23 protein-coding genes, 1 tRNA gene, 1 other RNA gene and 1 pseudogene are annotated in these 25,637 nt (G+C 61.8%); 15 read left to right on the top strand and 11 right to left on the bottom strand.

What is annotated here, in order from left to right; genetic code table 11:
• Window positions 1-28: 28 nt before the first annotated feature.
• Both RA26_RS00475 and RA26_RS00470 read left to right on the top strand, forming a co-directional pair.
• Window positions 29-1,279, top strand: coding sequence for a hypothetical protein (locus tag RA26_RS00475; RefSeq protein WP_039178385.1), 1,251 nt, complete (start codon window positions 29-31; stop codon window positions 1,277-1,279).
• Window positions 1,276-2,631, top strand: coding sequence for a cytochrome P450 (locus tag RA26_RS00470; protein ID WP_039178382.1), 1,356 nt, complete (start codon window positions 1,276-1,278; stop codon window positions 2,629-2,631). The genes RA26_RS00475 and RA26_RS00470 overlap by 4 nt, the downstream gene beginning before the upstream one ends.
• A gap of 48 nt (window positions 2,632-2,679) precedes the next feature.
• On the opposite strand, the gene RA26_RS00465 is transcribed toward RA26_RS00470, so the two are convergent.
• The 4 genes from RA26_RS00465 to fumC are packed head-to-tail and all read right to left on the bottom strand — an operon-like array spanning window position 2,680 to window position 4,716.
• On the bottom strand, window positions 2,680-2,907 hold the full coding sequence (locus tag RA26_RS00465; RefSeq protein ID WP_039178379.1) for a hypothetical protein: 228 nt from the start codon (window positions 2,905-2,907) through the stop codon (window positions 2,680-2,682).
• Between the two features lie 23 nt (window positions 2,908-2,930).
• Window positions 2,931-3,149, bottom strand: coding sequence for a ribbon-helix-helix domain-containing protein (locus RA26_RS00460; protein WP_039178376.1), 219 nt, complete (start codon window positions 3,147-3,149; stop codon window positions 2,931-2,933).
• Complete coding sequence (locus RA26_RS00455; RefSeq protein WP_039178372.1) at window positions 3,146-3,322, bottom strand: DUF4169 family protein; 177 nt, start codon at window positions 3,320-3,322, stop codon at window positions 3,146-3,148. Before RA26_RS00455 ends, RA26_RS00460 begins: the two co-directional genes overlap by 4 nt.
• Window positions 3,322-4,716 carry a class II fumarate hydratase gene (fumC, locus tag RA26_RS00450; protein ID WP_039178368.1) on the bottom strand — a complete coding sequence of 465 codons (1,395 nt, stop codon included), beginning with the start codon at window positions 4,714-4,716 and terminating at the stop codon, window positions 3,322-3,324. The genes RA26_RS00455 and fumC overlap by 1 nt, the downstream gene beginning before the upstream one ends.
• A gap of 231 nt (window positions 4,717-4,947) precedes the next feature.
• Between fumC and RA26_RS00445 the strand changes: the two genes are divergently transcribed.
• Window positions 4,948-5,490, top strand: a complete 543-nt coding sequence (locus tag RA26_RS00445; RefSeq protein WP_241482561.1) for a hypothetical protein — start codon at window positions 4,948-4,950, stop codon at window positions 5,488-5,490.
• Window positions 5,491-5,563: 73 nt separating this feature from the next.
• On the opposite strand, the gene RA26_RS00440 is transcribed toward RA26_RS00445, so the two are convergent.
• The 6 genes from RA26_RS00440 to RA26_RS00415 all read right to left on the bottom strand — a co-directional run bounded on the left by RA26_RS00440 (window position 5,564) and on the right by RA26_RS00415 (window position 10,437).
• Window positions 5,564-6,040, bottom strand: a complete 477-nt coding sequence (locus RA26_RS00440) for an SspB family protein (protein ID WP_039178362.1) — start codon at window positions 6,038-6,040, stop codon at window positions 5,564-5,566.
• A gap of 118 nt (window positions 6,041-6,158) precedes the next feature.
• Entirely contained in the window at window positions 6,159-7,430 is a 1,272-nt protein-coding gene (gene chrA / locus RA26_RS00435) for a chromate efflux transporter (protein WP_039179823.1), read from the bottom strand.
• Entirely contained in the window at window positions 7,427-8,242 is an 816-nt protein-coding gene (locus tag RA26_RS00430; protein ID WP_039178360.1) for a chromate resistance protein ChrB domain-containing protein, read from the bottom strand. The genes chrA and RA26_RS00430 overlap by 4 nt, the downstream gene beginning before the upstream one ends.
• 98 nt (window positions 8,243-8,340) lie before the next feature.
• Window positions 8,341-8,796 carry an ester cyclase gene (locus tag RA26_RS00425; protein WP_039178355.1) on the bottom strand — a complete coding sequence of 152 codons (456 nt, stop codon included), beginning with the start codon at window positions 8,794-8,796 and terminating at the stop codon, window positions 8,341-8,343.
• Window positions 8,797-8,964: 168 nt separating this feature from the next.
• Window positions 8,965-9,315: a transfer-messenger RNA gene (gene ssrA, locus RA26_RS22255) on the bottom strand.
• A 393-nt stretch (window positions 9,316-9,708) separates the two neighbouring features.
• Window positions 9,709-10,437, bottom strand: coding sequence for a FadR/GntR family transcriptional regulator (locus tag RA26_RS00415; RefSeq protein WP_039178350.1), 729 nt, complete (start codon window positions 10,435-10,437; stop codon window positions 9,709-9,711).
• A gap of 200 nt (window positions 10,438-10,637) precedes the next feature.
• Here RA26_RS00415 and RA26_RS00410 point away from each other — a divergent pair, with 200 nt between their 5' ends.
• The 3 genes and pseudogenes from RA26_RS00410 to RA26_RS00400 all read left to right on the top strand — a co-directional run bounded on the left by RA26_RS00410 (window position 10,638) and on the right by RA26_RS00400 (window position 14,772).
• Window positions 10,638-11,732: a dimethylsulfoniopropionate demethylase gene (locus RA26_RS00410; protein ID WP_039178346.1), complete on the top strand. Its 1,095-nt coding sequence runs from the start codon at window positions 10,638-10,640 to the stop codon at window positions 11,730-11,732.
• Window positions 11,733-11,832: 100 nt separating this feature from the next.
• The gene (gene acuI / locus RA26_RS00405) at window positions 11,833-12,825 is read left to right on the top strand and encodes an acryloyl-CoA reductase (protein ID WP_039178342.1); all 993 of its coding nucleotides are present in this window, start codon (window positions 11,833-11,835) and stop codon (window positions 12,823-12,825) included.
• A gap of 307 nt (window positions 12,826-13,132) precedes the next feature.
• Window positions 13,133-14,772 (top strand): annotated as a pseudogene (locus RA26_RS00400) (BCCT family transporter).
• A 57-nt stretch (window positions 14,773-14,829) separates the two neighbouring features.
• On the opposite strand, the gene RA26_RS00395 reads toward RA26_RS00400, so the two are convergent.
• On the bottom strand, window positions 14,830-15,210 hold the full coding sequence (locus RA26_RS00395) for a VOC family protein (protein WP_039178339.1): 381 nt from the start codon (window positions 15,208-15,210) through the stop codon (window positions 14,830-14,832).
• Window positions 15,211-15,470: 260 nt separating this feature from the next.
• Between RA26_RS00395 and RA26_RS00390 the strand changes: the two genes are divergently transcribed.
• The 9 genes from RA26_RS00390 (at window position 15,471) to RA26_RS00350 (ending at window position 25,484) form a co-directional block, all read left to right on the top strand.
• Window positions 15,471-16,694, top strand: coding sequence for an aminotransferase class V-fold PLP-dependent enzyme (locus RA26_RS00390; RefSeq protein ID WP_039178334.1), 1,224 nt, complete (start codon window positions 15,471-15,473; stop codon window positions 16,692-16,694).
• Between the two features lie 24 nt (window positions 16,695-16,718).
• Window positions 16,719-18,143: a cryptochrome/photolyase family protein gene (locus RA26_RS00385; RefSeq protein WP_039178331.1), complete on the top strand. Its 1,425-nt coding sequence runs from the start codon at window positions 16,719-16,721 to the stop codon at window positions 18,141-18,143.
• A gap of 81 nt (window positions 18,144-18,224) precedes the next feature.
• Window positions 18,225-19,430 carry an SAM-dependent methyltransferase gene (locus RA26_RS00380; RefSeq protein ID WP_039178329.1) on the top strand — a complete coding sequence of 402 codons (1,206 nt, stop codon included), beginning with the start codon at window positions 18,225-18,227 and terminating at the stop codon, window positions 19,428-19,430.
• A 28-nt stretch (window positions 19,431-19,458) separates the two neighbouring features.
• Complete coding sequence (locus tag RA26_RS00375; RefSeq protein WP_039178326.1) at window positions 19,459-19,899, top strand: TrgA family protein; 441 nt, start codon at window positions 19,459-19,461, stop codon at window positions 19,897-19,899.
• A gap of 28 nt (window positions 19,900-19,927) precedes the next feature.
• Window positions 19,928-21,052, top strand: coding sequence for an NUDIX domain-containing protein (locus tag RA26_RS00370; RefSeq protein WP_039179820.1), 1,125 nt, complete (start codon window positions 19,928-19,930; stop codon window positions 21,050-21,052).
• Between the two features lie 68 nt (window positions 21,053-21,120).
• Window positions 21,121-22,155, top strand: coding sequence for a cysteine synthase A (locus RA26_RS00365; RefSeq protein ID WP_039178322.1), 1,035 nt, complete (start codon window positions 21,121-21,123; stop codon window positions 22,153-22,155).
• On the top strand, window positions 22,152-24,602 hold the full coding sequence (locus tag RA26_RS00360) for a DUF3772 domain-containing protein (RefSeq protein ID WP_039178318.1): 2,451 nt from the start codon (window positions 22,152-22,154) through the stop codon (window positions 24,600-24,602). The genes RA26_RS00365 and RA26_RS00360 overlap by 4 nt, the downstream gene beginning before the upstream one ends.
• Window positions 24,589-25,314, top strand: a complete 726-nt coding sequence (locus tag RA26_RS00355; protein WP_039178314.1) for an alanyl-tRNA editing protein — start codon at window positions 24,589-24,591, stop codon at window positions 25,312-25,314. The genes RA26_RS00360 and RA26_RS00355 overlap by 14 nt, the downstream gene beginning before the upstream one ends.
• 80 nt (window positions 25,315-25,394) lie before the next feature.
• Window positions 25,395-25,484, top strand: a tRNA-Ser gene (locus RA26_RS00350).
• Window positions 25,485-25,637: the final 153 nt, after the last annotated feature.

Genomic DNA, 25,637 nt, shown 5'->3' with positions numbered 1-25,637 from the left:
TGCCCGCAGAAAAGCAGAGCAGGTCAGTGTGGATCAAACCGGTTCCAATCCCCAGCATGTGAACAGGCGGCGGGTGTTCTACATCCCCGGCTATGACCCGATTCACCCGCGCCGCTACCGGGAGCTATACCGTAAGGAAGGCGCCGCGCAGGCGGAGGTTTCCGGCTACAGCCTGGCTCTCTCTCCAAAACAGACCAAAGGCCCTTATGGTTGGCATGCGGCGGCGGAGATGGATGGACAGCGGTCCGAAGCAGACATTGAGGTGCTGGTCTGGTCCGACATCGTGCGCGGCAGCATGGAGGCCACGATCCCGGGCACCTACTGGCAGCTGGTGCGGACCGCTTGGATCTACATTTCCACCGGAGCGCTGCGGCGGCTGATGCGGCTGCGCAAGGGACCTGTGATTGCGGCGCTCTATCCGGTGGGAATGCTGCTGCTGCAGGCACTGCTGGCGCTGCTGCTGGCCTGGGGCGTGGCCCATGCCTTTGGCATTCCTGCCGGGCTGCTGAACCATGGCGGACTGCCGGCCACGTTGATGGGCTGGGCTCTTGGGCTTGGTGCGGGCTATGCGCTACTGCGATGGTTCAAGAAGCGCGATGGCAAGTTCTTTGCTTACTACCTGATGCATGACTACGCACATGCCGCTGCTACCCGGGGGGCGATCGCGCCAGAGATGGAGGCCCGGATGGACCAGTTCCGCGCTCTGATTGCAGAGGCCTTGCAAGATCAAAGCGTGGATGAAGTGCTGGTTGTCGGACATTCCTCCGGCGCGCATCTGGGGGTGTCAGTGCTGGCAGATCTGATCCGCGATGGATTGCCGCTGGCCCGGCCCGCCCTGGGGTTTCTGACATTGGGGCAGGTGGTGCCGATGGTCTCCTTCCTGCCGCGGGCGCGGCGGCTGCGAGGTGATCTGCAATACCTGTGCCAGCGTGGGGAACTTACCTGGGTAGATGTCACCGCGCCGGGGGACGGCTGTGCCTTTGCCCTCTGCGACCCGGTGTCGGTCAGCGGAGTGGCGCCGGAAGGCAAGCGCTGGCCCTTGGTGTTCTCTGCCGCTTTCACCCAGACTCTCAGCCCGGAACGCTGGCAGCAGCTGCGCTGGCGCTTCTTCCGTCTGCACTTCCAATATCTCTGCGCCTTCGACCGGCCCGGCGACTACGACTACTTCCGCATCACCGCCGGTCCGCTGACGCTGGCGGAGCGCTACCGGGACCGCAAGCCGTCAAAGTCGCGGATTGACGTGCCGGTATCAAAATTCACTTCGGTAGCTGCTGAATGACCCAAGTGATGCCGCCCAAACCGCCCGCCCGCCCTGACAGGGTATCGCTGTGGCGATATGTAAAATTGTTCCGCCAGGACATCCTGTCAGCCCAGCCCGCGAAACTGTACCGCGCCTGGATGGCGGAGTTCCGCACGCCGTTCTTCCGTTCCTTCCTGGTCAACCAGCCGGATCTGGTGAAGCGGGTGCTGAAGGAGCGTCCGGATGATTTCCCGAAATCGGACCGCATTGCCGAGGGGTTGAAGCCCTTGCTGGGGAATTCGGTGTTCCTGACCAACGGCGAAGCTTGGAAGCGGCAGCGGCGGATCATTGATCCGGCTTTTGAGGGCGGTCGGCTGAAGGACACGTTTCCGGCGATGCGTGCAGCGGCGGAGGCCGCCGTGGCGCGCCTGGAAGGGCAACAGGGGCTGGTGGAAATCGAGGAAGAGACCTCGCACGCGGCGGCGGACGTGATTTTCCGCACGCTGTTTTCGATCCCGATCGAGCACGAGGTCGCGGGGCAGGTCTTTACCCGTTTCCGCGACTACCAGCGCAGTCAGCCTTTGCTGAATCTGGCCGCCTTTGTGCCTCTGCCGCGCTGGATGCCACGCTTTTTCCGCCGCGGCACCCGGCAGAACGCGTCTGAGATCCGGGCGCTGATCGCGCAGCTGACAAGCGAACGCATGGCGGCCATCGAGGCGGGTACCGCACCGGATGACTTGGCGACCAAGATCATGACCACCCGGGACCCGGAAACCGGCAGCACCTTTGATGCGGATGAGATGGTGGATCAGGTGGCGATTTTCTTCCTTGCCGGCCATGAAACCAGCGCCTCAGCCCTGGCTTGGGCGCTTTACCTGATGGCACTGTACCCGGAGTGGCAGGAGAAAGTGGCTGCAGAGGCGGCTGCACTGGAGGATGGCAGCTTTGCCGCGGTGTCCAAGCTGAAGATCAGCCGCGACGTGTTCCGCGAAACGCTGCGTCTGTATCCGCCGGTGCCGATGATGGTGCGCGAGGCCGCCTGCCCGGAACGCTTCCGCAACCGGGACGTTCCGAAGGGCGCGCAGATGGTGCTGAGCCCCTGGCACCTGCACCGGCATGAGCGGCTGTGGGAAAACCCGGACGGGTTTGATCCGGCGCGCTGGCAGACGGAGAATGGGAAACAATGCCAGCGGGACGCCTATATCCCGTTCTCAGCCGGTGCCCGCGTGTGCACAGGTGCCGGGTTCGCGATGGTCGAGGGACCGCTGATCCTGTCGATGATCCTGCGGCGGCTCCGGATCGAGCCAGTGGCGGGCAAGGCGCCGGTGCCGGTGGCACATCTGACAGTGCGGTCGCAGAACGGCATCTGGCTGCAGCTGTCGCCTAGGTAGCCAAGAAAATTAGAATCTTCTTGGCAAATTTCTTCGAAGAAATTTGCGTCACTGGATGATACGCACGGCGTCCTGATTGCAGAAGATGACAACCTGACCGGCGTTTTCCACCGCATGAAAACCCCGGTGCTTCAGTTCCCGCCGAAACCGGTCCCAGCCGAGCAGCCGTTCAATATCGTGCTTCTGCCGCCGGATCACACTGCCTTTCGCAGCCGCCTGAGAACGGAACAGTTGCTGTAACCACGCGTCAGCGGAAAGAGGGGCAGGAACTGGCATAAGCCAACGATGGCAATTTGTGGTTAACGTGCCCTTAACCGCCGCAGCACAAACAGCCGGATGGCGGAGGCCAGCCCGCAGTCCTCGCCGCGGATCTCATCAATTTCGGCTGCCAAGTCGTTGATTGCCCGGTCTTCCTGCGCGGCGATCTCGCGGAAGGCATCCCAGAAATCATCCTCCAGCGACACCGACGTGCGATGCCCTCGCAAGGTAAGGGAATGCTTCTTGGGGCGTCCGTTCATTCGTCGCGTTTGTGCTCGTCCAAGCGTTTGACCTCTTGCGCATTGCGGGCCTTGTCCAGATCTTTCTCTGCCTTGGTCCGCCCGAAAGTCACGGCGTTCTCGTCAGCGCGGGCCTTTTTATCGGCCCGCGCTTTTTCTTTCCTGTACCGGTTCAGATTGACCGGCTTACCCATCAGTCCTTGGGCCCGATCATTTGCTCTGGGCGCACAACTGCGTCAAAGGTGGCTTCATCCACGAAGCCGAGCGCAATCGCCTCTTCCTTCAGCGTGGTGCCGTTCTTGTGCGCGGTTTTGGCGACCTTGGTGGCGTTGTCATAACCAATGGTGGGCGCCAGTGCGGTTACCAGCATCAGTGACTCCTTCATCAGCTTGTCGATGCGCGGCTCATTGGCTTGGATGCCGTTCAGCATCCGCTCGGTGAAGCTATCCGCCGCATCACCCAGAAGCTGGATCGACTGCAGCAGGTTGTAGGACATCATCGGGTTGTAGACGTTCAGCTCGAAATGGCCTTGCGAGCCTGCGAACTTGATCGCAGCGTCGTTGCCCATCACATGCGCGGCCACCTGGGTCAGCGCCTCTGCCTGGGTCGGGTTCACCTTGCCCGGCATGATCGAAGAGCCCGGCTCGTTCTCCGGCAGGATCAGCTCGCCCAGACCGGAGCGCGGGCCGGAACCGAGGAAGCGGATGTCGTTGGCGATCTTGTAGCAGCTGCCCGCAATGGTCGCGAGCGCACCGGAGAGGAACACCATCGCGTCATGGGCGGCCAGCGCCTCGAACTTGTTCGGCGCGGTGACAAAGGGCAGGCCGGTGATTTCTGCCATGTTTGCGGCCACGGTTTCGCCCCAGCCCTTCTGGGTGTTGAGGCCGGTGCCGACGGCGGTGCCGCCTTGCGCCAGCTCATAGATGCCAGGCATTGCTGCCTCGACCCGTGCCAGGCCCTGGCGGATCTGATGCGCGTAGCCGCCGAATTCCTGACCCAGAGTCAGCGGGGTCGCATCCTGGGTGTGGGTCCGGCCGATCTTGATGATGTCTTTGAACTCTTCTGCCTTGGCCTCCAGTCCTTCGGCCAGTTTGGTCAGGCCCGGCACCAGCACGTCGCGCACGGACATCGCTGTGGCGATATGCATGGCAGTGGGGAAGGTGTCGTTGGAGGACTGGCCCATGTTGCAATGATCGTTCGGGTGCACCGGGTCCTTGGAGCCGATCACGCCGCCCAGGATCTCAATGGCGCGGTTGGCGATCACCTCGTTGGAGTTCATGTTGGACTGGGTGCCGGAGCCGGTCTGCCAGACCACCAGCGGGAAGTTGTCGTCGAACTTGCCTTCAATAACCTCACCAGCCGCCTGGATCACCGCATCTGCGATGGTCGCTTCCAGTTTGCCTGAGGCCTTGTTGGCCATGGCGCAAGCCTGCTTGATGACGCCAAGTGCGCGCACGATTGCCACCGGCTGCTTTTCCCAGCCGATCGGAAAGTTCATGATCGAGCGCTGGGTTTGCGCGCCCCAGTATTTCTCTGCCGGGACTTCAAGCGGGCCAAAACTGTCGGTTTCGGTGCGGGTTGCGGACATCCGTCTGTCTCTCCGTTGAGTATGCGATTGTATGCCGTTTAGCCTGTGCCGGATCACGGCGCAATTGGCCAGTTGCGCGCAGCATAGCCAAAAGGACCGCAAGGTATAGTGTTGAATTGGCACAACCCCGCGCGTGCCATTGCCTGAGAACATGCTATGCTTAAGGTGCGGGAAACGGGTTATGCTGTATCCGGAAAGGAAATGAATGTGCCAATCCGCTTGTCTCTTGAAATGTCGTTGAAATCTCTTGCCGCTTTGCTTGTGGCGGGCGGTATTCTAGCGGCTGCAGCCGGGCAGGGGATTGCAGCCGGGATCGCGCAGTTCGCGGGCGAGTACTCCGGCAGTGTCGAAATCGTCAAGGCCGACGGCGACACAGATCCGCGCGACATGAGCGTGGTAATCCGCGAAATGAAGAAAGGGTTCACCATCAAATGGACCTCCACGACGGAGCGGGACGACGGCAGCAGGAAATCCAAAACCTACGAGATAGAATTCCAGACGTCCCGGCGCGACGGTGTTTATTCAGCAGCTATGAAGCGGAATGTCTTCGGCCATGAAGTGCCGCTTGATCCAATGGAAGGCGAACCCTTTGTTTGGGGGCGGATCACCGGCGACACCCTGACTGTGTTTTCGCTGTTCATACATCCAAACGGCGACTACGAGATGCAGCAGTACGACCGGACGCTGGCGGACGGAGGGCTCGATCTGGTCTATATTTCCCGTCTGAACGGCGAGCCGCAGCGGCAGCTGAAGACCTTCCTCGTCCGGCACTAAAGACCTGCGTTTGCCATAACAAAAAAGGCAGCCCGCCGGGCTGCCTGATCCTGTGGCCTGGAAATCAGGCAGATTATTTGCGGAAACTGTCAAGCGACACCACATCAGCGTCCTTTTTCTTGGGTTCCGGCTGGTCCTCAGCACTGACAGGTTCGTCCTCTGCGTCCGGTTCTGCAGAGTAGCCGTCTGCGTCTTCATCTGCGCTTTCAAACCGCAGACCGAACTCCACCGAAGGATCCACAAAGGTGCGGATTGCATCATAGGGAATATAAAGCGGCTCAGGCGAGTCGCCGAAGTTCAGCGTGACCCCAAAGCCGTCTTCATCAACCGTCAGATTGTCAAACCAGTGTTGCATGACCACGGTCATTTCACCCGGGTAGCGGTCGGACAGCCAGTCCGCCAGTTCCACGTCCGGATGGGCAGTGTCGAAGGTTATGAAAAAGTGATGGTTGCCAGGCAAACCATTATCGGAAACGTCCTGCAGCACGGTCCGGATTAGGCCGCGCATGGCAGAGTGCATCAGGTTGCCATAGTCGATTTCACGGGACATGCAGTCACCCTTTGTTCATTTGCTGTTAAGCATAAGAGATTCTGCCGGAAACAAAAGAGCAGCCTTGCGGGCCGCTCAATTATTTTTGCTGCAGGTCAAGCCCTCTGACAAACCGCAGTCAGCTGATTGCAAACGGTAATTCAGCGATGGTCAGGCCAGCAGCCGACATCATTGCCAGCAAGAGCAGCATATTGCCGCGCACAGCTCGCGCCACCAGCGGGGCAAGCAGAACCAGCACCAAGGCTGGCGTGTTCACGCTGTTCCATACGGGGACAGGAATGTGCAGAATGCCGGCCTCAAATACTGTAGTCCCGGCAAATGCGACATGCATCAGGAACCACATTGTCAGTTTCAGGATGACGCCCGCAACAGTGGCGGTCACGGCCTTCAGCGCCATCCCGAGGCGCGGATGAGATGCGATGCGTTCCACATAGGGCGCAGCGGCGAAGATCCACAGGAAGCAAGGCATGAAGGTGGCCCAAAGCGCCACTGCACCCGCAGCGAGGAACAGGCCGGAACCGCCTGCCTGCAGGCCTGACAGCATGGCGACGAATTGGGTAACCAGGATCAGCGGGCCTGGGGTTGTTTCCGCCAGCCCCAATGCGTCGATCATCTGGCCGGCGCTGATCCAGCCGAACTGGCTGACCACGGTTTGGCTGATGTAGGCCAGCACTGCATAGGCCCCGCCAAAGGTCACCACAGCGAGCTTGGAAAAGAACCAGCCGATATCGGCCAGGAATGACGCTCCTGACAGGCTCAGGGCAATCAGCGGCAGCAGCCACAAGGCGCCCCAGACGGCAATCGTCCGCAGGGTGCTGCCATTGCTGGCAGGCGGGGAGTGCAGCGCTTCGGGGGCATTAGCATCTTTTCGCATCAGGCCTAAACAGGCGGCGGCCAGAACCACCAGCGGAAACGGCAGGTTCAGCAGGAACAGCGCGGCAAAGCCAAACCCCGCCAGCGTCCAGTCCAACGGTTGCTTCAGCGCCTTTCCGGCAAGCCGGCGCATGGCCTGTAAGATGATGACGACCACTGCTGCCTTGACACCCAGGAAGGCCGACTGCACCGTCGGCAACGTGCCGAAAAGCGCGTAAAGCCAGACCAGGGCTGCAATCACTGCCGCACCCGGTAGCACAAACAGCAGACCTGCCAGCAGCCCGCCTGCAGTGCCGCGCATCCGCCAGCCGGTATAGGTGGCCAGTTGCATCGCTTCCGGTCCCGGCAAGAGCATGCAGAAACTGAGCCCGCGCAGAAAACTCTCTTCGCTCAGCCAGGGACGGTCCTCCACCAGTTCCTTGTGCATAACGGCGATCTGGGCTGCCGGGCCGCCAAAGCTCAGCACGCCGATGCGCCCGAAGACGCGGAACATCTCCGCCCAGGCGGGCGGGTTCATGATTTCCGGTCCGCGGGCCAATCATGGCCTTCCCCGCGCCCGTCCCGGGCCCAGCGGTACAATGCGTCATAAAGGATCATGCCTGCCTCAAGCTGCTGATGGTCATCCTTGAACTGGCGCGACAGCCCGACCGAGAGTGCGAGAAGCCCCGCTGACTCAGGCGCCAGATCGTGCCGGTTGGTGTCGGCGCCTCTCACAACCCGGGCCAAGGTGTCAAGCGCCGGGGTTCTGAGGCCGAACTCGTCCAGCATGGTGTCAAAGGTGCAAAACTCATCCCTGTGCGACCAGAACACATCCTCGACATCAAAGGGCGTGGCGCCGAAGCGCTCTGCAACACCTGCAACTTCGGATGGTGAAACGAACAGGAAGCGCGCCTGGGCGTCCACAAAGCGGCGGATCAGCCAGGGGCAGGCGATGCGGTCGATCTTGGGGCGGTGGCGGGTCACCCAAAGGGTGCTGACGCCAACGGCTGCGGGTAGGGCGCTGGCTGGAATGCGCGGCGCGTCCTTGTGGTCACGCCAGCCGTGCATTCCGCCTTGGAGATACTCCGCTTTGATGCCGTCATTGCGCAGCCAGGCGGCTACGCCCTGCGACAGTTTCAGGCCCTTCTGGCAGATCACAACACAGCGCCGCCCGTTTAGGCGTTCCTTGAGGCTTTCGATGCCGGTATGCGGGTGCCGGTAGGATCCGGGGATCAGATAGGGATCCGCGTCGAAGTCTTCGTCGATGCAGATATCCGCCAGGACCGGCGCATCGGGCGTGCCGATCAGGCGCAAGAGCTGGGCAGGGGTGATTTCATTCGGGGCAGCCATGGGCATGTCTCCTCGCTAGCAAGGTTAACATGCGAACCTTGGGCTGTCGCCTCACGGGGCGTTCGCGTCTCTCCCCATGAAAGCCATGAGACCGGAGCCTAAGGGTCCGTGTCAAGCCCGGACTGTTTCCAGTCAAGGGTTTCCCCGGTCATGCAGGCGGCAAGCGCCTCCGGCGGCAGCTGGCCCAGGTTTTCAAACAGGGTGAAGTAATCCAGCTGGCTGATCACTTCGGCGATCTTGCCGCCTTCGAACCGCACAAAAAAATGATCGCTGAAGCGAAACGGTGTCCGGTCGCGCGGGTTTTCGGTCTCGACTATCACCCGGGCTGCCAGCCAGTCGCCTTGTTCAACCGCCAGTTCCGAAGATGCGTTTATCGGTCCAAGGAGGCCGCTGATCGTTTGCGCAAACTCCTTGACTTCGCCGACGCTGACAGGTTCCCGGGTCATTGCACCGCGGACTGTGGCGTCTTCCGTCAGAAGCTTGTCCGCATAGTTGAAGTTCCTGTTGCCCCAGGTTTCATTCAGCCAGAGGAGCAGAGTTTCAATTTTTGACATCGCCACTTCTTGGTCCTTCCAGCGGTAACGCGTGTTTCCTCAGGAACCATGTTTGAGGATGGAGTTTCAAGCTTAAAGCGGTTTGACATCGCCAAGGTTGCGCGGAATTTCCACCAAGGCACTTGTTCTGCGCAGAACAACTATGGCGCAACAGGGCTTTGCTGAGAGAGTGCAGGTTTCTGTTGCCAGGTACCTGCGAACCCCGCCTTACGCGGCTAGGCGCAAGGGCTTAGATTTCGATTCCTCGAACTGCTTACGCAGCCAGAGCAACCGGAGCACGATTGTCGTTTGCAATTGTACTGTTTGGGCCGGTACGGTGGCACCCCGCCGAGACAAAGCAAAACCCCTTTAGACGTCCGTCGATCCTGTTTCGGCCCCATGATCCCCAAACGAAGGATATTGGTGGAGCCGCCGGGTACCGCCCCCGGGTCCGATCCGCTTATTACGAGCGCGTTTATGTCCATAGTTCCACAAGGGAACAGAAGTCATATAGTCGGCTTCTCGGCGGTTGCAAAGGGCAGAACCGGAATCCTGAGAGGATTCCGGCCAGTTTTCCGGTGCGGAAAACTGGTGTCAGCCGAAACCGCAGCCCCCGAAAATCCTCGCAGGATTTTTGGCCGTTTCCCGCGCCGGAAAACGGAGGTGCTAGACAAGTTTGAGGATTGGGGCGCTATTGCAGAAGATGATGACCTGCTCGCGGTTCTACACTGCCTGAAACCCGCGGGCGCGCACCTCAGCCAGAAAGGCCTCCATCCCGGCATAACGTTCGATGTCGCGGCGCTTACGGCGGACCACACCGCCGTTCTGCACCGCCTTGCAGGCGAATAATATCGCGCAGCCAGATATCAGGAGACAGGGCGGAACCGGGTTTGACCAAGCAGTATTCCCCCCCGGTTCATGGTTAACAAATCCCTACGGTGCAGCCCGGGCAGCAAAGACATCAGCTGCCAGCTTGCGGGTCTCATCCTCCAAATCCTGCAGCCCTGCAACGGCAGCACCGCTGTCGCCAGCCTCAATGGCATCGGCAATCCGGGTATGAAGGCCGGTGATCACCGCGCGGTCACGGGCGGTGAAGGTAATCATGTTCATCAGGGGCTGCATCGCCTCGACAGCGCCAGCCAGTTGATAGGACAGCACCGGATTACCGGCCCCGTCCACCAGAGCGCGGTGAAAGGCCACATCGGAGGCGCAGAAGGCCACATCCGTCAGCCCTGGTTGGCCTTGACGGAAGATCTCCGCCCGCATGGTCGCCAGCTGGTCAGCGCTGCGGCGGGCAGCCGACAGCGGTGCGCAGGCGCGCTCCAGTGCATAGCGCGCCTCGCAGGCGGTATCAAAGCTCACTTCGTTCATGCTCAGAAGCAGGGTCGAGGTGGTGACCTGCTGCGCATAGGCATCCTCAAAGCTCAGCCGGTTCACAAAGGCCCCGCCGGAGGCGCCGCGCTGGGTGCGGATAAGGGATTGCGCCGCCAGCCGTTTCAGCGCCTCGCGGACCGTTGGGCGGGACACCTGGAAATGATCCGACAGCTCTGCCTCGGACGGCAGCCGCTCATCCACGATCAATTCGCCCGAGATGATGGCATCCTTGATTGCCTGGGCTATCTGAACCGACAGATCAGCGGAACTATTGGGATCGATTTTCATGCCATTGGTCCTGTCAGTTGGCTGCGCCGGGCGCGGCCCCGGCAAAAAATCATTTGTCTGACATTTAAAAGTCTGACATTTAGAACCTAAGGCTTGAGTCGGGAGAGGGCAATGCTTGGATCCTCTGTACGCAGGCTTTTGCGGCATTGGTTCTGCCGCGTGCAGCCAATTACCTGAAACGCTCAAACGGAGACTTGAGCATGGCAAGCATCTTTCCCTCCCGCCGCATCCGGCGCACGCCCTTTTCCCCCGGTGTCGAGGCCGCGGGCGTCAAGGGCTACACGGTTTATAATCACATGCTGCTGGCAACGGTGTTTGACAGCCTGGAATACGACTGCGCCCACCTGAAAGAGCATGTGCAGGTCTGGGATGTCGCCTGCGAGCGCCAGGTCAGCATCAAGGGACCGGATGCGCTGCGGCTGATGAAGCTGATCAGCCCGCGCGATATGGACAAGATGGCAGACGACCAATGCTATTACGTGCCGACGGTCGACCACAAGGGCGGCATGCTGAACGATCCGGTGGCCGTGAAACTGGCTGCGGACCACTACTGGCTGTCGCTGGCGGATGGCGATCTGCTGCAGTTTGCGCTGGGGATCGCCATTGCCAAAGGGTTTGATGTGGAGATCACAGAGCCCGATGTCTCGCCGCTGGCTGTGCAGGGGCCCAAGGCGGATGAGCTGATGGCACGCGTCTTTGGCGAGGCGGTGCGCGATGTCCGGTTTTTCCGCTACAAGCGCCTGGATTTCCAGGGGGCAGAGCTGGTGGTGGCACGCTCCGGCTGGTCCAAACAGGGCGGCTTCGAGGTCTACGTCGAAGGCGCTGATCTGGGCATGCCGCTGTGGAACGCGTTGTTTGCGGCAGGCGAAGACCTGAACGTGCGGGCAGGCTGCCCCAACGCCATCGAGCGGGTCGAAAGCGGGCTGCTGAGCTATGGCAACGACATGACCCGCGACAACACGCCTTATGAATGCGGCCTGGGCAAGTTCTGCAACTCGCCGGAAGACTACATTGGCAAGGCCGCGCTGGCGGAGCAGGCCGCAAACGGGCCGCAACGCCAGATCCGGCCGCTGGTGATCGGCGGAGAGATCCCGCCTTGCCTGGACGCCTGGCCGCTTTTTGCGGACGGGCGCCGGGTTGGAGAGGTCGGCTCGGCCATTTTCTCACCTGAATTTCAGGTGAACGCCGCGATAGGCATGGTGGACCGGTCTCATTGGGCGCCGGGCACTGCGTTGGAAGTTGAGACACCGGCAGGAATGCTGCCGGCAACAGTTCAGGAGAAGTTCTGGCGGTGATGCAAAGCGCCGGGGGCGCTGCTCCCGCCGCTGCTCCCCTGGGATAATTTGGGCCAGATGAACACTGGATCTGGTTCGCGGTACAGGAAAGGATGGCAAGATGTTCAATGCACTGGTGGTGAACAAGGACGAAGACAGCGGCAAGACCTCGGCCGCGGTGGAGCAGATCAGCCTGGATCAGCTGCCAGAGGGCGAAGTGACGGTGGCAGTGGAATACTCCACGGTGAACTACAAGGACGGGCTGTGCATCGGGCCGGGCGGCGGGCTGGTGCGCAAGTACCCGCATGTGCCGGGCATCGACTTTGCCGGCACTGTCGAGGCGTCGTCGGATGACCGCTACAAGCCGGGCGACAAGGTTGTGCTGACCGGCTGGCGCGTGGGCGAGGCCCATTGGGGTGGTTATAGCCAGAAAGCCAATGTGCGCGCCGACTGGCTGGTGCCGCTGCCCGAGGGACTGGACAGCCGCCAGGCCATGGCAGTGGGCACCGCGGGCTTTACCGCTATGCTGGCAGTGATGGCGCTGGAGGATCACGGGCTGGAACCCGGTCATGGCCCGGTGCTGGTCACCGGGGCTGCGGGCGGTGTCGGCTCTGTTGCCACCGCAATCCTGGCGAACCGGGGTTATGAAGTTGCCGGTGTGACCGGACGGCCAGAGACAGCGGACTACCTGAAGTCTCTTGGCGCGACCCAGATTGTGGCACGTGAGGAGATCAATGAGACCACCAAGCGCCCTCTGGAAAGCGAATCCTGGGCTGGCTGCGTCGATGCGGTTGGCGGTGCCATGCTCGCGCGGGTGCTGGGGCAGATGAAATACGGTGCCTCGGTGGCAGCTGTGGGCCTAGCTGGCGGTGCCGGGCTCCCGGCGACCGTTATCCCGTTCCTGCTGCGGGGGGTGAATCTGCTGGGCATCGATTCAGTGATGCAGCCCTATGACAACCGCGTCCGGGCGTGGCAGCGGATCGCCAACGACCTGCCGATGGACAAGCTGGAGGCGATGATCCAGCCCGCGGCCCTCAGCGACTTGCCGCAACTGGGCGCGGACATCCTCAAGGGGCAGGTCAAAGGCCGTGTGGTGGTGGACGTCAACGCTTAAATCCTTATAGTAGCTTGCATCTGTCGGAAGACGCGTGGCGATGTCCGCGCGTTTTTCATTGGGGGGCTGCAGTCCCGGGCAGGCAGCGGCGCTTGTAAGCGGTCCTGTTTGCTGTTGCGCCCAGTGGTGTCCAGGCCGGTGCCCCGGAACCCTGCAAAAAATCTGAATATGAGGGCTGGAATCCCTAGGTTTCAAAGCCAATGCGCCGGTTCCGTCGCCCTCCACCGCGGGAAGTGGCTGCATGCTGTCCTGTTTGAGCGCGCAGGCCTTGGCTTGCGATGCAAAGTAATTGCTAAAGGAGGCCGAAATGGCTGACGAAACCACCAATCAGGGTATCCCTGCGCCCGAGGGCGAAGCGGATGTCATTGATACCGACTACGAGATAGGCCAGGACAATATCAACACCCAGATCGGCCCGTTCGGGGTCGACATCCATAACCCGGTGTTCCTGGTCTCAGGCCTCGTGATCGTGGCTTTCGTATTCTACGCGCTGGCGCTGCCGGAACAGGCTGGCGCCTTCTTCAACTGGCTGCGTCCCGCCGTCACCAGCAGTTTCGACTGGTTCTTCTTCGGCGCGGCAGACCTGTTTGTGCTTTTCTGCTTGTTTCTGATCGTTTCCCCCTCGGGCAAGGTGCGCCTGGGAGGCAACGAAGCCACGCCTGATTACAGCTACATGGGGTGGTTTGCGATGCTGTTTGCCGCAGGCATGGGCATTGGCCTCATGTTCTACGGCGTCAGTGAGCCGATGAGCCATTTCTCAACTGCGTTCGGCGGCACTGCGGTGCCTGAGGGCGGCGGCGCCCGAACCGACTGGGCTCCGCTGGGGGCTGCAGCGGGGGATGAGGCAGAGGCGGTGCGCCTGGGCATGGCCGCGACGATTTTCCACTGGGGGCTTCACCCCTGGGCCATTTACGCCATTGTGGCGTTGGCTTTGGCGCTGTTCACCTACAACAAGGGGCTGCCGCTCACCATCCGCTCTGCCTTTTATCCGATTTTCGGCGAACGCGTCTGGGGGGGACTGGCTACGTCATCGACATCCTGGCGGTCTTTGCCACGCTGTTCGGCCTCGCGACCTCGCTTGGCTTCGGCGCGACCCAGGCCAGCGCAGGCCTGAATGAGCTGTTCGGCGTGCCGACCGGTGCCACCACCGAAGTCATCCTGATTTCCGCGATTACGGCCGTTGCGCTGATCTCGGTCCTGCGCGACCTCGACGGCGGCGTGAAGGTGCTGTCGGAGATCAATATGGGGCTGGCCTTCTTGTTGCTGGTGTTCGTGCTTCTGGTCGGCCCGACTGCGGCCATCCTGACAGGTTTTGCCGCCAGCCTGGTGGCCTATGTCGTGTATCTGCCGGCTCTCTCCAACCCGATCGGGCGCGAAGACGTGAACTTCAGCCAGGGCTGGACCGCCTTCTACTGGGCCTGGTGGATCAGCTGGTCGCCGTTTGTGGGCATGTTCATCGCCCGCGTCAGCCGAGGCCGCACAGTCCGGGAGTTCGTGATCTGTGTGCTGCTGATCCCCAGCCTCGTCTGTGTCCTGTGGATGAGCGTTTTCGGCGGCACCGCCATTCACCAGGTGCTTTCTGACGGCTTCACCGGTGCACAGGACGCGGCGCTTGAACTCAAGCTGTTCAAGATGCTGGGAGAGTTGCCGCTGGCCGGGATCACTTCCTTTGTCGGGATCATTCTGGTGGTGGTGTTCTTTGTGACCTCCTCCGACTCCGGATCGCTGGTGATCGACACCATCACCGCTGGCGGCAAGGTCGACGCGCCGGTGCCGCAGCGGGTGTTCTGGTGCATCTTTGAGGGCGCCTTTGCCATCGTTCTGCTGCTCGGCGGCGGTCTTGGCGCGCTGCAGGCAATGGTGATCTCTACCGGCCTGCCATTCACTGTGGTGCTGCTGCTGATGTGCTGGGCGATCTTCCGCGGCCTGCAGACAGAGGCACGCTAGGGCATCTTGCAATGAATGACAGAACACCCCGGCAATTCTGCCGGGGTGTTCGCTTTGTCAGCTATTGTATTTGAAGAAACCCAGCGAATTGCCATCCGGGTCGGTGGCATAAAAGAACCGCCCGGGCGGGATCTCGATGGTCCCGGAGACCACCTTGCCGCCTGCGTCCGTGACGCGTTCCATCACGTCTTCCAGTTCGCCTTCGGCAGTCAGATGCAGTGTCGGGCCGCGGCCATCGCCTGCGGGTTTGCCGGGATAGAGATGCAGTGCAACACCGGTTGCCTCATCAGCAGGCTTGAACATCGCAATCGGATTGGGTCCGCTGCTGTCGATGCTCAAATCGGCGCCGGTCACCTTGCTGTAAAAGGTAACCGCCACGTCCAGGTCGCTGACCGGCAGCTCGCCCCAGACCAGAAAATCCTTTGGTGCAAAAACCATATCCAATCCTCCATGATGTGATGCCGCCAGACTGCCATGCTCTGATGACAGTTTACGGCATCAGCCTTGCCGCTTGACCGGACCGCCACCGCTACGTTACGACCCTCGTGTCCTGCTTCGGCTTTTCGCCTTGCAGGGCTGCCTGCGATCCCTCAATCCTTGAGCGGGAGCGCGGCTCGGCTGGAAGACCTGCCATGTTCGGGGTGATCCCTGGCATGTGCCGGTCGCCCCCTGAACCGCAGCGATTGAGGAGACACGCGATGAGCGTTTTGGATATTGATTTCGTCCGGGCACAGTTCCCCGCCTTTGCAGAACCCAGCCTGAACGGGCAGGCGTTCTTTGAAAACGCGGGCGGGTCCTACACCTGCCGTCATGTGATAGACCGGCTGACCCGCTTTTACACCCAGCGCAAGGTGCAGCCCTACGCGCCCTATGAGGCGTCCCGCCTTGGCGGCGCGGAAATGGACGAGGCCCGCACCCGCCTGGCCGCGCTGATGGGCGTTGCCACGGATGAGCTGAGCTTTGGCCCCTCGACCACGCAGAACACCTATGTGCTGGCGCAGGCCTTCCGCAAGATGATGAAGCCCGGAGAAGCCATCATCGTCACCAACCAGGACCACGAGGCCAACACAGGCCCATGGCGGCGGCTGGCAGAGGAAGGCATCGAAGTCCGCGAATGGAAGCTCGACCCGCAGACCGGCCACCTGGATACGGCACAGCTGGAAAACCTGCTGGATGAAAACGTCCGCCTGGTCTGCTTCCCGCATTGCTCCAACGTGGTGGGGGAAATCAACCCGGTGGCGGAGATCACCGCGATGGCCCATGCCGCAGGTGCCTTTGTCTGCGTCGATGGTGTCTCTTACGCACCGCACGGGCTGCCCAACGTCGATGAACTGGGCGCCGACATCTACCTGTTCTCCTCCTACAAGACCTACGGCCCGCATCAGGGCGTCATGGTGATCCGCCGGGCGCTGGGCGCGCTGCTGCCGAACCAGGCGCATTACTTCAATGCAGGCGATCTCTATAAACGCTTCACCCCGGCCGGCCCCGACCACGCCCAGGTGGCGGCCTCCGCTGGCATGGCGGATTATTTCGAGGCGCTGGCGGATCATCACGGCCACTCCGGCTCTGCGGCCGAAACCGGCGCCTTTGTCCACGATCTGATGCGCGCGCATGAGATCAAGCTGCTGCAGCCGCTGCTGGACGCAGTGAAGGACCGCAACGATCTGCGCCTGCTGGGCCCGTCCACCGCCGAAAACCGCGCGCCCACCGTGGCCCTGGCCCTCAACCGCACAGCTGAACCCGTTGCGGCGCAGCTGGCAGAGCACGGCATCATGGCCGGCGGCGGCGATTTCTACGCCGTGCGCGCGCTGGAGGCGATGGGCATTGATCCAAGCGAGGGCGTGCTGCGTATCAGTTTTACGCACTACACGTCCGAGGCGGAGGTCGCCAAGCTGATCGAGGCCTTGGACCGGGTGCTGTAACAGGAACCGCACAAGGACAAAGACATGAGCAGCCATGCCCCGGTCATCTGGTGGATCAGGCGGGACCTCCGCCTGGCAGACAATCCGGCCCTCACGGCTGCTGTGAACAGCGGCGCAGCTGTGCTGCCTGTTTACATCCTCGACAAACAGGACGAGGCGCTGGGCGCCGCACCCAAGTTCCGCCTCGGCCTGGGGCTGGAGCATTTCGCGCGAGAGCTGGAAAAGGCCGGGTCGCGCCTCATCCTGCGCCGCGGCGAAGCGCTGGCGGAGCTTCAGGAACTTATCAAGGAAACCGGGGCAGGGGCCGTTCACTGGTCCCGCCTCTACGATCCGCAGGCCATAACCCGTGACACAGAGGTCAAACAACAGCTGAAGGCCCAGGGGATTGCGGCCAAGTCCCACGGCGGGCGGCTGCTGTTTGAGCCCTGGTCTGTCGAAACCAAGACCGGCGGCATGTACAAGGTCTTTACCCCGTTCTGGAAATCCGTGCGGGTGCGTGATGTGGACAGGCTGCTGCCTGCGCCGGGCAAGCTGCCCGCTCCGGACAGATGGCCTGCCAGTGATGATCTGGCTGCGTGGAACTTGGGCGCCGCCATGCGCCGCGGCGCCGAAGTTGTGGCGCGCTATTGCCGCGTGGGGGAGGCTGCGGCGCAGGCGCGGCTGGATGAATTCCTGGAAAACAAGGTCTTTGCCTACAAGGACCGCCGTGACTTTCCAGGCGAGGACGCAACCTCCGGCCTGTCGGAAAACCTCGCCTGGGGCGAAATCAGCCCGCACCGCCTTTGGCACAGGGGCCGGGCAGCCATGGAGCAGGCCAGCCAGGGGGGCGAGACCTTCCTGAAGGAGGTGGTCTGGCGCGAGTTTGCTTATCACCTGATGTACAATTCACCGCATATTCTGACTGAAAGCTGGCGGGAGGAATGGCAGGATTTCCCTTGGTCGCAGGAGGTAACCCCGAAAGTGCAGGCCTGGCAGCGGGGCCGGACCGGATACGGCTTTGTCGATGCCGCCATGCGGGAGCTTTTCGTGACCGGAAAGATGCACAACCGGGCCCGGATGATCGTGGCAAGTTTCCTCACTAAGCATCTGATGACGCATTGGAAAATCGGCATGGATTGGTTTGCCGGCACGCTGGTGGACTGGGATCCGGCCTCCAACGCCATGGGCTGGCAATGGGTGGCGGGCTCCGGCCCTGATGCGGCGCCGTTCTTCCGCGTGTTCAACCCGTCGGGCCAGCTGGACAAATTCGACCCCGATGGCGCCTACACCCGCCGCTGGATTGCCGAAGGCCGGGGAAATCCGCCGCAGACCGCGCTTGATTTTTATGATGCAGCACCGCTGTCATGGGGCCTGTCACCGGACGAGGCGCGGGCAGAGCCGGTCATCAGTCTTCAGGCAGGCCGGGACCGCGCACTCACGGCCTATCACGACAGCCGTGAAGACCGATGACGCATAGTTTCCTTGCCTCAAAGCCCCCTGCGGCCTAGCTTTTTCCCATAGCACGCCTGTTTCCTGCACAGGGGGAAGCGAATGAAGTTCACGTCCGTTGAGGGCCAGAAAGACCTGCCGCGCTACTTTCCGGCAGTGTTTGTCAAGGTAAAGGCCATGGAGGTCGGGCAGCTGGATATTCAGCTGCCGGACGGGCGCATTTTCACTGCCAGGGGCGGCAAGCCGGGCCCCGCGGCGGATCTGATCATCCACCACCCCGATTGCTTTGCCCGCCTGATCCGCGAGGGCGATCTCGGCTTCTCGGTTGCCTATCTCGAAGGCTGGTGGAGCACTTCCGACCTGCAGGCCTTTATGGATCTCGTGCACATGGGGGCGGATACCGTCTATGACGGGTTTCCGGGCCAGGGGCTGGCGCGGGCCTATGAACGGTTCCGCTTCTGGCTGCATCGCAACCACCGCCGCCAAGCAAAGAAAAACATCGCCCATCATTACGATCTGGGGAACGCGTTCTACCAGCTTTGGCTTGATGACACGATGACCTATTCCAGCGCCCTGTTCCGCAGCGGCCAGGACAGCCTTGAGGCGGCGCAGACCGCCAAATACGCTTCCTTGGTCGATCAGATGGGGGTGCAGCCCGGCGATCATGTGTTGGAAATCGGCTGCGGCTGGGGCGGCTTTGCCGAATATGCCGCCAAAGAGCGCGGCTTGAAGGTGACCGGGCTGACAATCAGTAAGGAACAGTTAAGGTTTGCCCGGCAACGAATTGAAAAGGCAGGTCTTTCCGGGCGGGTGGAATTGCGCCTGCAGGACTACCGCGATTGCCGTGGGCAATTCGACGGTATCGCTTCAATAGAGATGTTCGAGGCGGTTGGCGAGAAATACTGGCCCGCATATTTCGGCGCGGTCCGCGACCGTCTGAAGCCCGGCGGCAAGGCGACCCTGCAGATCATAACCGTGGCAGACAGGCGCTGGGAGGTCTACCGCAAGGGTGTAGATTTCATCCAGAAGCATATCTTTCCGGGCGGCATGCTGCCGTCACCGGCGGTGCTGCGCGCCCAGGTGGAACAGGCGGGCCTGGGCGTCGTGCGGTCGATCGAATTCGGAAGCAGTTACGACCAGACACTCAGGCGCTGGCACGACACCTTTAACACCCGGTGGGACCGGATCGCAGCCCTTGGCTTTGATGAGCGGTTCCGAAAGATGTGGAACTTTTACCTCACTTCCTGCGCGGCTGCCTTTAGGACTGGAAATTGCGACGTGACGCAGATTACAGTTGCGCATCGCTAACTGAACTGCGTTACGGAACTGACCTGATATGCCCACCGGAGCCCGCCTTGCCGCCGCAATTTCCCTGGCAACACTGGCGTTCGTCGTATCATTTCTGGTCATGCCCTTGCTGCCCGTGGGCACCAACTTCGGATATTTCGTGCATATAAACGTGGTGCTGGGGCTTCTTTGCGGCTGGATCTTCATGGGTAAACGCGCCGGCCGCGGGGTTGTGCCTGCGATCAACAATGGCCTGACTGGCATGGCTGTGCTGGTGCTGTGGGCGCTGTTTGTTCAGGGCGCATGGGAAATGTTCCGCCTTGCCATGCGGCACCGCTACGGCGGCCCGTTCGAGGCGCTGTCGCAGATCTTTGTCATTGGCATGGAATACTTCTTTCTTATCGCCGTGCCGTCGGTGGTGATACCCTTGGTGGTTGGCGGGGCTCTGGCCGGTCTTGTAACCGAAAATGCCTCTCAGCGCTGGCGCTAAAACAATTATAAACAACAGGTTGTCTTCCGTGGCTGATCTCTTCTTCTTTGGCACGCTGCGCCATTTGCCTTTGCTTGAACTGGTTCTGGGCCGCAGCGGGGACGCGCTGAAGGCGCGGCCTGCCAAACTGTCCGGTCACGGCGTCTATCAGGTGGCCGGCCAGCCCTTTCCTGCAATCGAGGAACGCCAGGGTGCCACGGCAGATGGCGTGCTGGTACGGGATCTGACACCAGCCGATCTGGATGCCTTGAACTTCTATGAGGGCGGCTTCGGCTATTCGCTCAAGCCGGTTACAGTGGAGCTGGCGGATGAAAGCACGGCCGCGGCTGAGGTTTATTTCCCGGAGCCGGGGCTTTGGCAGACAGCGGAGCCCTGGGATCTTGCGGCCTGGGTGGCCGAATGGGGGGCGTTGTCCTTGCGTGCTGCCCAAGAAGTCATGGCCTATCATGGCCGGATGAGCGCAGAAGAGGTTGCGCGCAGTTTTCCCTCTGTCCGCCGCCGTGCCGCCGCCTGGCTGGCGGGGCAGGCCCGGCCCGGCGACGGGGTGCATGACCTCAGCCGCGACGTGATTGTCCATTCCCACAAACGCGCCCATCTGAACTTCTTCGCGATGGAGGAGATGGACCTTCAGTTCCGTAGGTTCGATGGCAGCATGAGCCCGGTGCTGAACCGGTCGGCGTCGATGGCGGGCCACGCAGCCGTTGTGCTGCCCTACGATCCTGTGCGCGATCAGGTGCTGCTGGTGGAACAATTCCGCGCACCACCCTTCATGATGGGCGACGCCCACCCCTGGATGTGGGAGCCGGTCGCCGGCGTGATCGACCCAGGCGAGAGCGCAGAGGAGACCGCCCGGCGCGAAGCAGTGGAGGAAGCGGGCGTTACCATCCAGCACCTGGAGGCCGTGGCACAGGGCTACCCTTCCAGCGGGGCTTTGGGAGAATATATACACATTTTCATCGGTATAGCGGACCTTTCTGATGTCTCGGGCGGTGGTGGCGTTGCTGGCGAAGGCGAAGATATCCGCAGCAAGACCCTCAGCTACGAGGGGATGATGGCCGGGATCGACACGCAGACCTATCAGGACATGCCTCTGATCACGGCAGCGCTGTGGCTGTCACGGCACCGTGATCGTCTGCGCGCAGAGCATTCCTGACCCGCTTCCCGCCTTGTGATCGGCAATCCGCTTGGATACACCATGGGGGAACGATCGAAAGGGATACCATGCGCATTGCACGCGATCTGGCTGATGCCGTCGGCCATACACCTCTTATCCGCCTGAACCGCGTCAGCGAAGAGACCGGCTGCGAGATCCTGGGCAAGGCGGAATTCATGAACCCTGGCCAGTCGGTCAAGGACCGCGCCGCGCTCTATATCATCCGCGACGCCATTGCCCGCGGAGATCTGAAGCCGGGCGGCACCATCGTTGAAGGCACCGCTGGCAACACCGGCATCGGCCTGGCACTGGTCGGCGCTTCCATGGGCTTCAAGACGGTGATCGTGATCCCGGAAACCCAGTCCGAGGAAAAGAAGGACATGCTGCGCCTTGCTGGCGCGCAGCTGGTTCAGGTGCCCGCAGCACCCTACAAGAACCCCAACAACTATGTCCGCTATTCCCAGCGCCTGGCTGAGAAACTGGCCAAGACCGAACCCAACGGCGCCATCTGGGCCAACCAGTTTGACAACGTCGCCAACCGTCAGGCCCATGTGGAAACCACCGGCCCGGAAATCTGGGAACAGACTGGCGGCAAGGTCGATGGTTTCGTCAGCGCCGTCGGCTCCGGCGGCACCATCGCGGGCGTGGCTGAGGCGCTGCAGCCCAAGGGCGTGAAGATCGGCCTTGCTGACCCGATGGGCGCTGCGCTCTATTCCTATTACACCAAAGGTGAGCTGGCCTCCGAAGGCAGTTCGATCACCGAGGGCATCGGCCAGGGCCGCATCACCAAGAACCTCGAAGGCTTCACCCCGGACTTCAGCTATCAGATTTCTGACGCCGAAGCCGTGCCTTACGTCTTTGATCTGCTGCACGACGAGGGCCTTGTGCTGGGCGGTTCCTCCGCGATCAACATCGCTGGTGCCGTGCGCCTGGCCAAGGAGATGGGACCGGGCAAGACCATCGTGACCGTTCTGTGCGATTACGGCACCCGGTACCAGTCCAAGTTGTTCAATCCCGATTTCCTGCGCGAAAAGAACCTGCCGGTGCCGGAGTGGATGACCCACACGCCCGCGTCGATCCCCGGTGTTTTTGAGGACGTATGACACCTATTATAACCGCTTTGCGGAATGTGCTGCTGGGGCTGGTCCTTGTGACCGGCCTCGCAGTGCCTGCGCTGGCGCAGCTGACTGCTGAATCCCGCGCCTATTATCAGGACTGGCTCAAGACCGCGAACCGTGCGGAAGAAGTGATTGACGCCAGCCGCGCCTCCAGCGCCGCGCTGGAAACCCTGCGCAAGGAGCTGACCAGTTACCGCCAGCGGTTTCTGGAAGCGCGCACTGCCAACGGCGACCGTATCAAGACGCTCGAAGGTCAGATCAGTGCCCTTGGCAAGGCGCCAGAAGAAGGCGAGAGCGAACCAGAAGATATCGCTCAGCTGCGCACCTCGCTGGAAGAGCAACTGCGCGACCTGAAAGTGCCGCGCATCGTCTCCGAGGAGGCCTACAGCCGCGCCAATGGCCTGATTTCCGAAATTGACAAGATTATTCGTGAGCGTCGCACCCGTACTCTGCTGGAGCGCGGGCCCTCGCCGCTGAATCCGGAACACTGGCCCGGCGCGCTGCGCATCCTCAGCCGGTCGGTAAGCTCCATCTGGAACGAAACTGCCACCCGGATCGGCAGCGCCACCACTGCTGAGCGGGTGAGCAACAGCTTGCCAGCTTTGCTGTTGCTTCTGGCTATTGCCGCATTTCTGCTTCTGCGGGGCCGCCCCTGGGCCCATGCCGCGGGCGACTATTTGCGCCAGTTCGGCAGCAGCGGCCGCGGTGTCTGGGGCTTCATTGTGTCGCTGCTTGAGGTCATTCTGCCCTTCATCGGCATCATCTGCCTGGCCGCCGCGGTTGAACTTTCTGGCATTTTGGGCAGCCGCGGCACGCTTTTACTGGACTATGTCCCAGGCTGGGCGCTGCTGGTCCTTTCATTCCACTGGCTGGGCAACCAGCTATTCTCCGGCCGCATAGAAAACGATCTGGTGCCGGTGCAAGAGGGGCGGCTGAATGAAACCCGCCTGATGGTCGACATCCTCGCGGTGATCCTGGTGCTTCAGGACGCGCTGGTAAAGCTGGAGAACATCGAAACCATCCCGTCCTCCGTTCACGCAGTTGCCAGCTTCCCGCTGATCACCGCGGCCGCTCTGGTGATGCTGCGGCTGCACCGGATCGGCGCCAAGCGGCGGCAGAAACAGACGGCGGATACCGCAGACGACGGTGCCATTGCCGCCGGGGCCAACCGCATCCTGACCTTTGCGCGGCGCGCCAGCTATTTGCTGGGTTTTGTCTCTCCGCTGCTGGCCGCACTTGGCTATGTCAACGCGGCAGAGGCGCTGATCTACCCGGCGGTGTCCACGCTGGCCCTGCTGGCCGCGCTGCTGGTGGTGCAGCGGTTCCTGGGTGACGTCTACGGCTGGTTGTCCGGCAAGGGCTCTGCCGCGCGGGAGTCGCTGTTTGCGGTCCTGATCGGCTTCCTGCTGGCCACCCTGGCGCTGCCGCTGCTGGCGCTGATCTGGGGCGCGCGGGTGGCGGACATGACCGAGCTTTGGTCGCGCTTCCTCGAGGGCTTCCAGATCGGCGACACCCGTATCTCGCCAACCGCCTTCCTGACCTTTGCCGTGGTCTTTGCCGCAGGCTATGCGCTGACCCGCCTGATTCAGGGGTCCCTGCGCAACTCGCTGCTGCCCAAGACCAAGATCGACCCGGGCGGCCAGAACGCCATCACCTCAGGCCTGGGCTATGTCGGCATCTTCCTGTCGGCAGTGATTGCCATTTCCATGGCAGGCCTCGACCTGTCCTCGCTGGCCATCGTTGCCGGTGCACTGTCGGTCGGCATCGGTTTCGGCCTGCAAACCATCGTTTCGAACTTCGTCTCCGGCATCATCCTCCTGATCGAACGCCCGGTCTCCAAGGGCGACTGGATCGAGGTTGGCGGGCTGATGGGCTACGTGCGCGACATCTCGGTGCGCTCCACCCGGATCGAGACCTTTGACCGCACCGATGTGATCGTGCCGAACTCGGACCTGATCAGCGGAACCGTCACGAACTACACCCGCGGCAACACCGTGGGCCGGGTGATCGTGCCGGTAGGGGTCGCCTATGGCACCGAGCCGCGCAAGGTCGAGGCGATTCTGACCGAGATTGCCAAGGCGCATCCGATGGTGCTGCTCAATCCGGCGCCTTATGTGGTGTTCCAGGGCTTTGGTGCCGACTCCCTGGATTTCGAAATCCGCGCCATCCTGCGCGACGTGAACTGGGTTCTGTCGGTGAAATCCGACATGAACTATGAAATCGCCAAGCGGTTCCAGGAAGAGGGGATCGAGATCCCCTTCATGCAGCGCGACATCTGGATCCGCAATCCAGAGGCGCTTTCACCCGCTGGCGCGGCGCCTGACAGCGCTGCCAACGGAAGCCCGCCGGCCCCGGCAATACCGCCCAAGCCGGACGTGAGCGATCTGCAGCAGGACCAGGAGGGAGAAGGGGAAGCCGATGCCGACAAGTGAACCGCTGTTCCGCAAGGACGCCTATGCCCGGATGACCGAGGCCGAAGTGGTGGCCCACTCTGACCAGGGCGGGATCGTTCTGGACCGGACTCTATTCTATGCCACAGGCGGCGGCCAGCCCGGCGACAGCGGCCAGCTTTTGTGGGTCGACGGCCAGTGCTCCATCGCAACCACGGTCAAGGGCGAGGAGGGCGCGATCATTCTGGTTCCGCATGAAGGCGAGCCGCTGCCTGCGGTGGGCACCACAGTGACCCAGACGCTCGACTGGGACCGCCGCTACGGCCACATGCGGGTCCACACCGCACTGCACCTTCTGTCAGTGGTGATTCCGCTGGAGGTGACCGGCGGCTCGATCGGCGCGGACAAGGGGCGGCTTGATTTCAATATGCCCGAGGCGCCGGAGGACAAGCAGGCGCTGCAGGAGCAGCTGCAGGCGCTGATCGACCGCGATCTGGCGGTGACAGAGGACTGGATCACCGACGCCGAACTGGATGCCAACCCGCAACTGGTCAAGACCATGTCGGTGTCACCGCCGCGCGGGGCAGGACACGTCCGCTTGGTGCGGATCGGCACGGAAGACGAGCAGGTGGACCTGCAGCCCTGCGGCGGCACCCATGTGAAGCGCACCGGTGAAATCGGCCGCATCCGCCTTGGAAAGGTTGAGAAAAAGGGCAAACAGAACCGCCGCGTCTACCTGCATCTGGAGGCCTGAAAAAGATTTGGGGGTAAGTGAAGTTTTTGCAGTTTCAGCCCTTGCAATTCCCCGGCTGATCCTTCAAAAGCCCCCTCAACGGAGAGGTGGCCGAGTGGTCGAAGGCGCACGCCTGGAAAGTGTGTAGGCGGGAAACCGTCTCCAGGGTTCGAATCCCTGTCTCTCCGCCATAACCCTGCTATCGATGCTGAATGCTTGCCTCTATGCGGAGCTCAGGTGTGGCTGATTGCTGCAGGTTTGATTAAATTCCCCTCGACTATTTCCTTGTGCATCGATCTGCGGCTTGCTGCCCTTTTGATGCCTTGATTCGTGTCTTGTCAGGC

The organism is Leisingera sp. ANG-M7 (assembly GCF_000813965.1).
Classification (GTDB): domain Bacteria; phylum Pseudomonadota; class Alphaproteobacteria; order Rhodobacterales; family Rhodobacteraceae; genus Leisingera.
The sequence above is the reverse complement of the archived record's forward strand: the minus strand, read 5'-3'. Positions and strand labels throughout refer to the sequence as shown.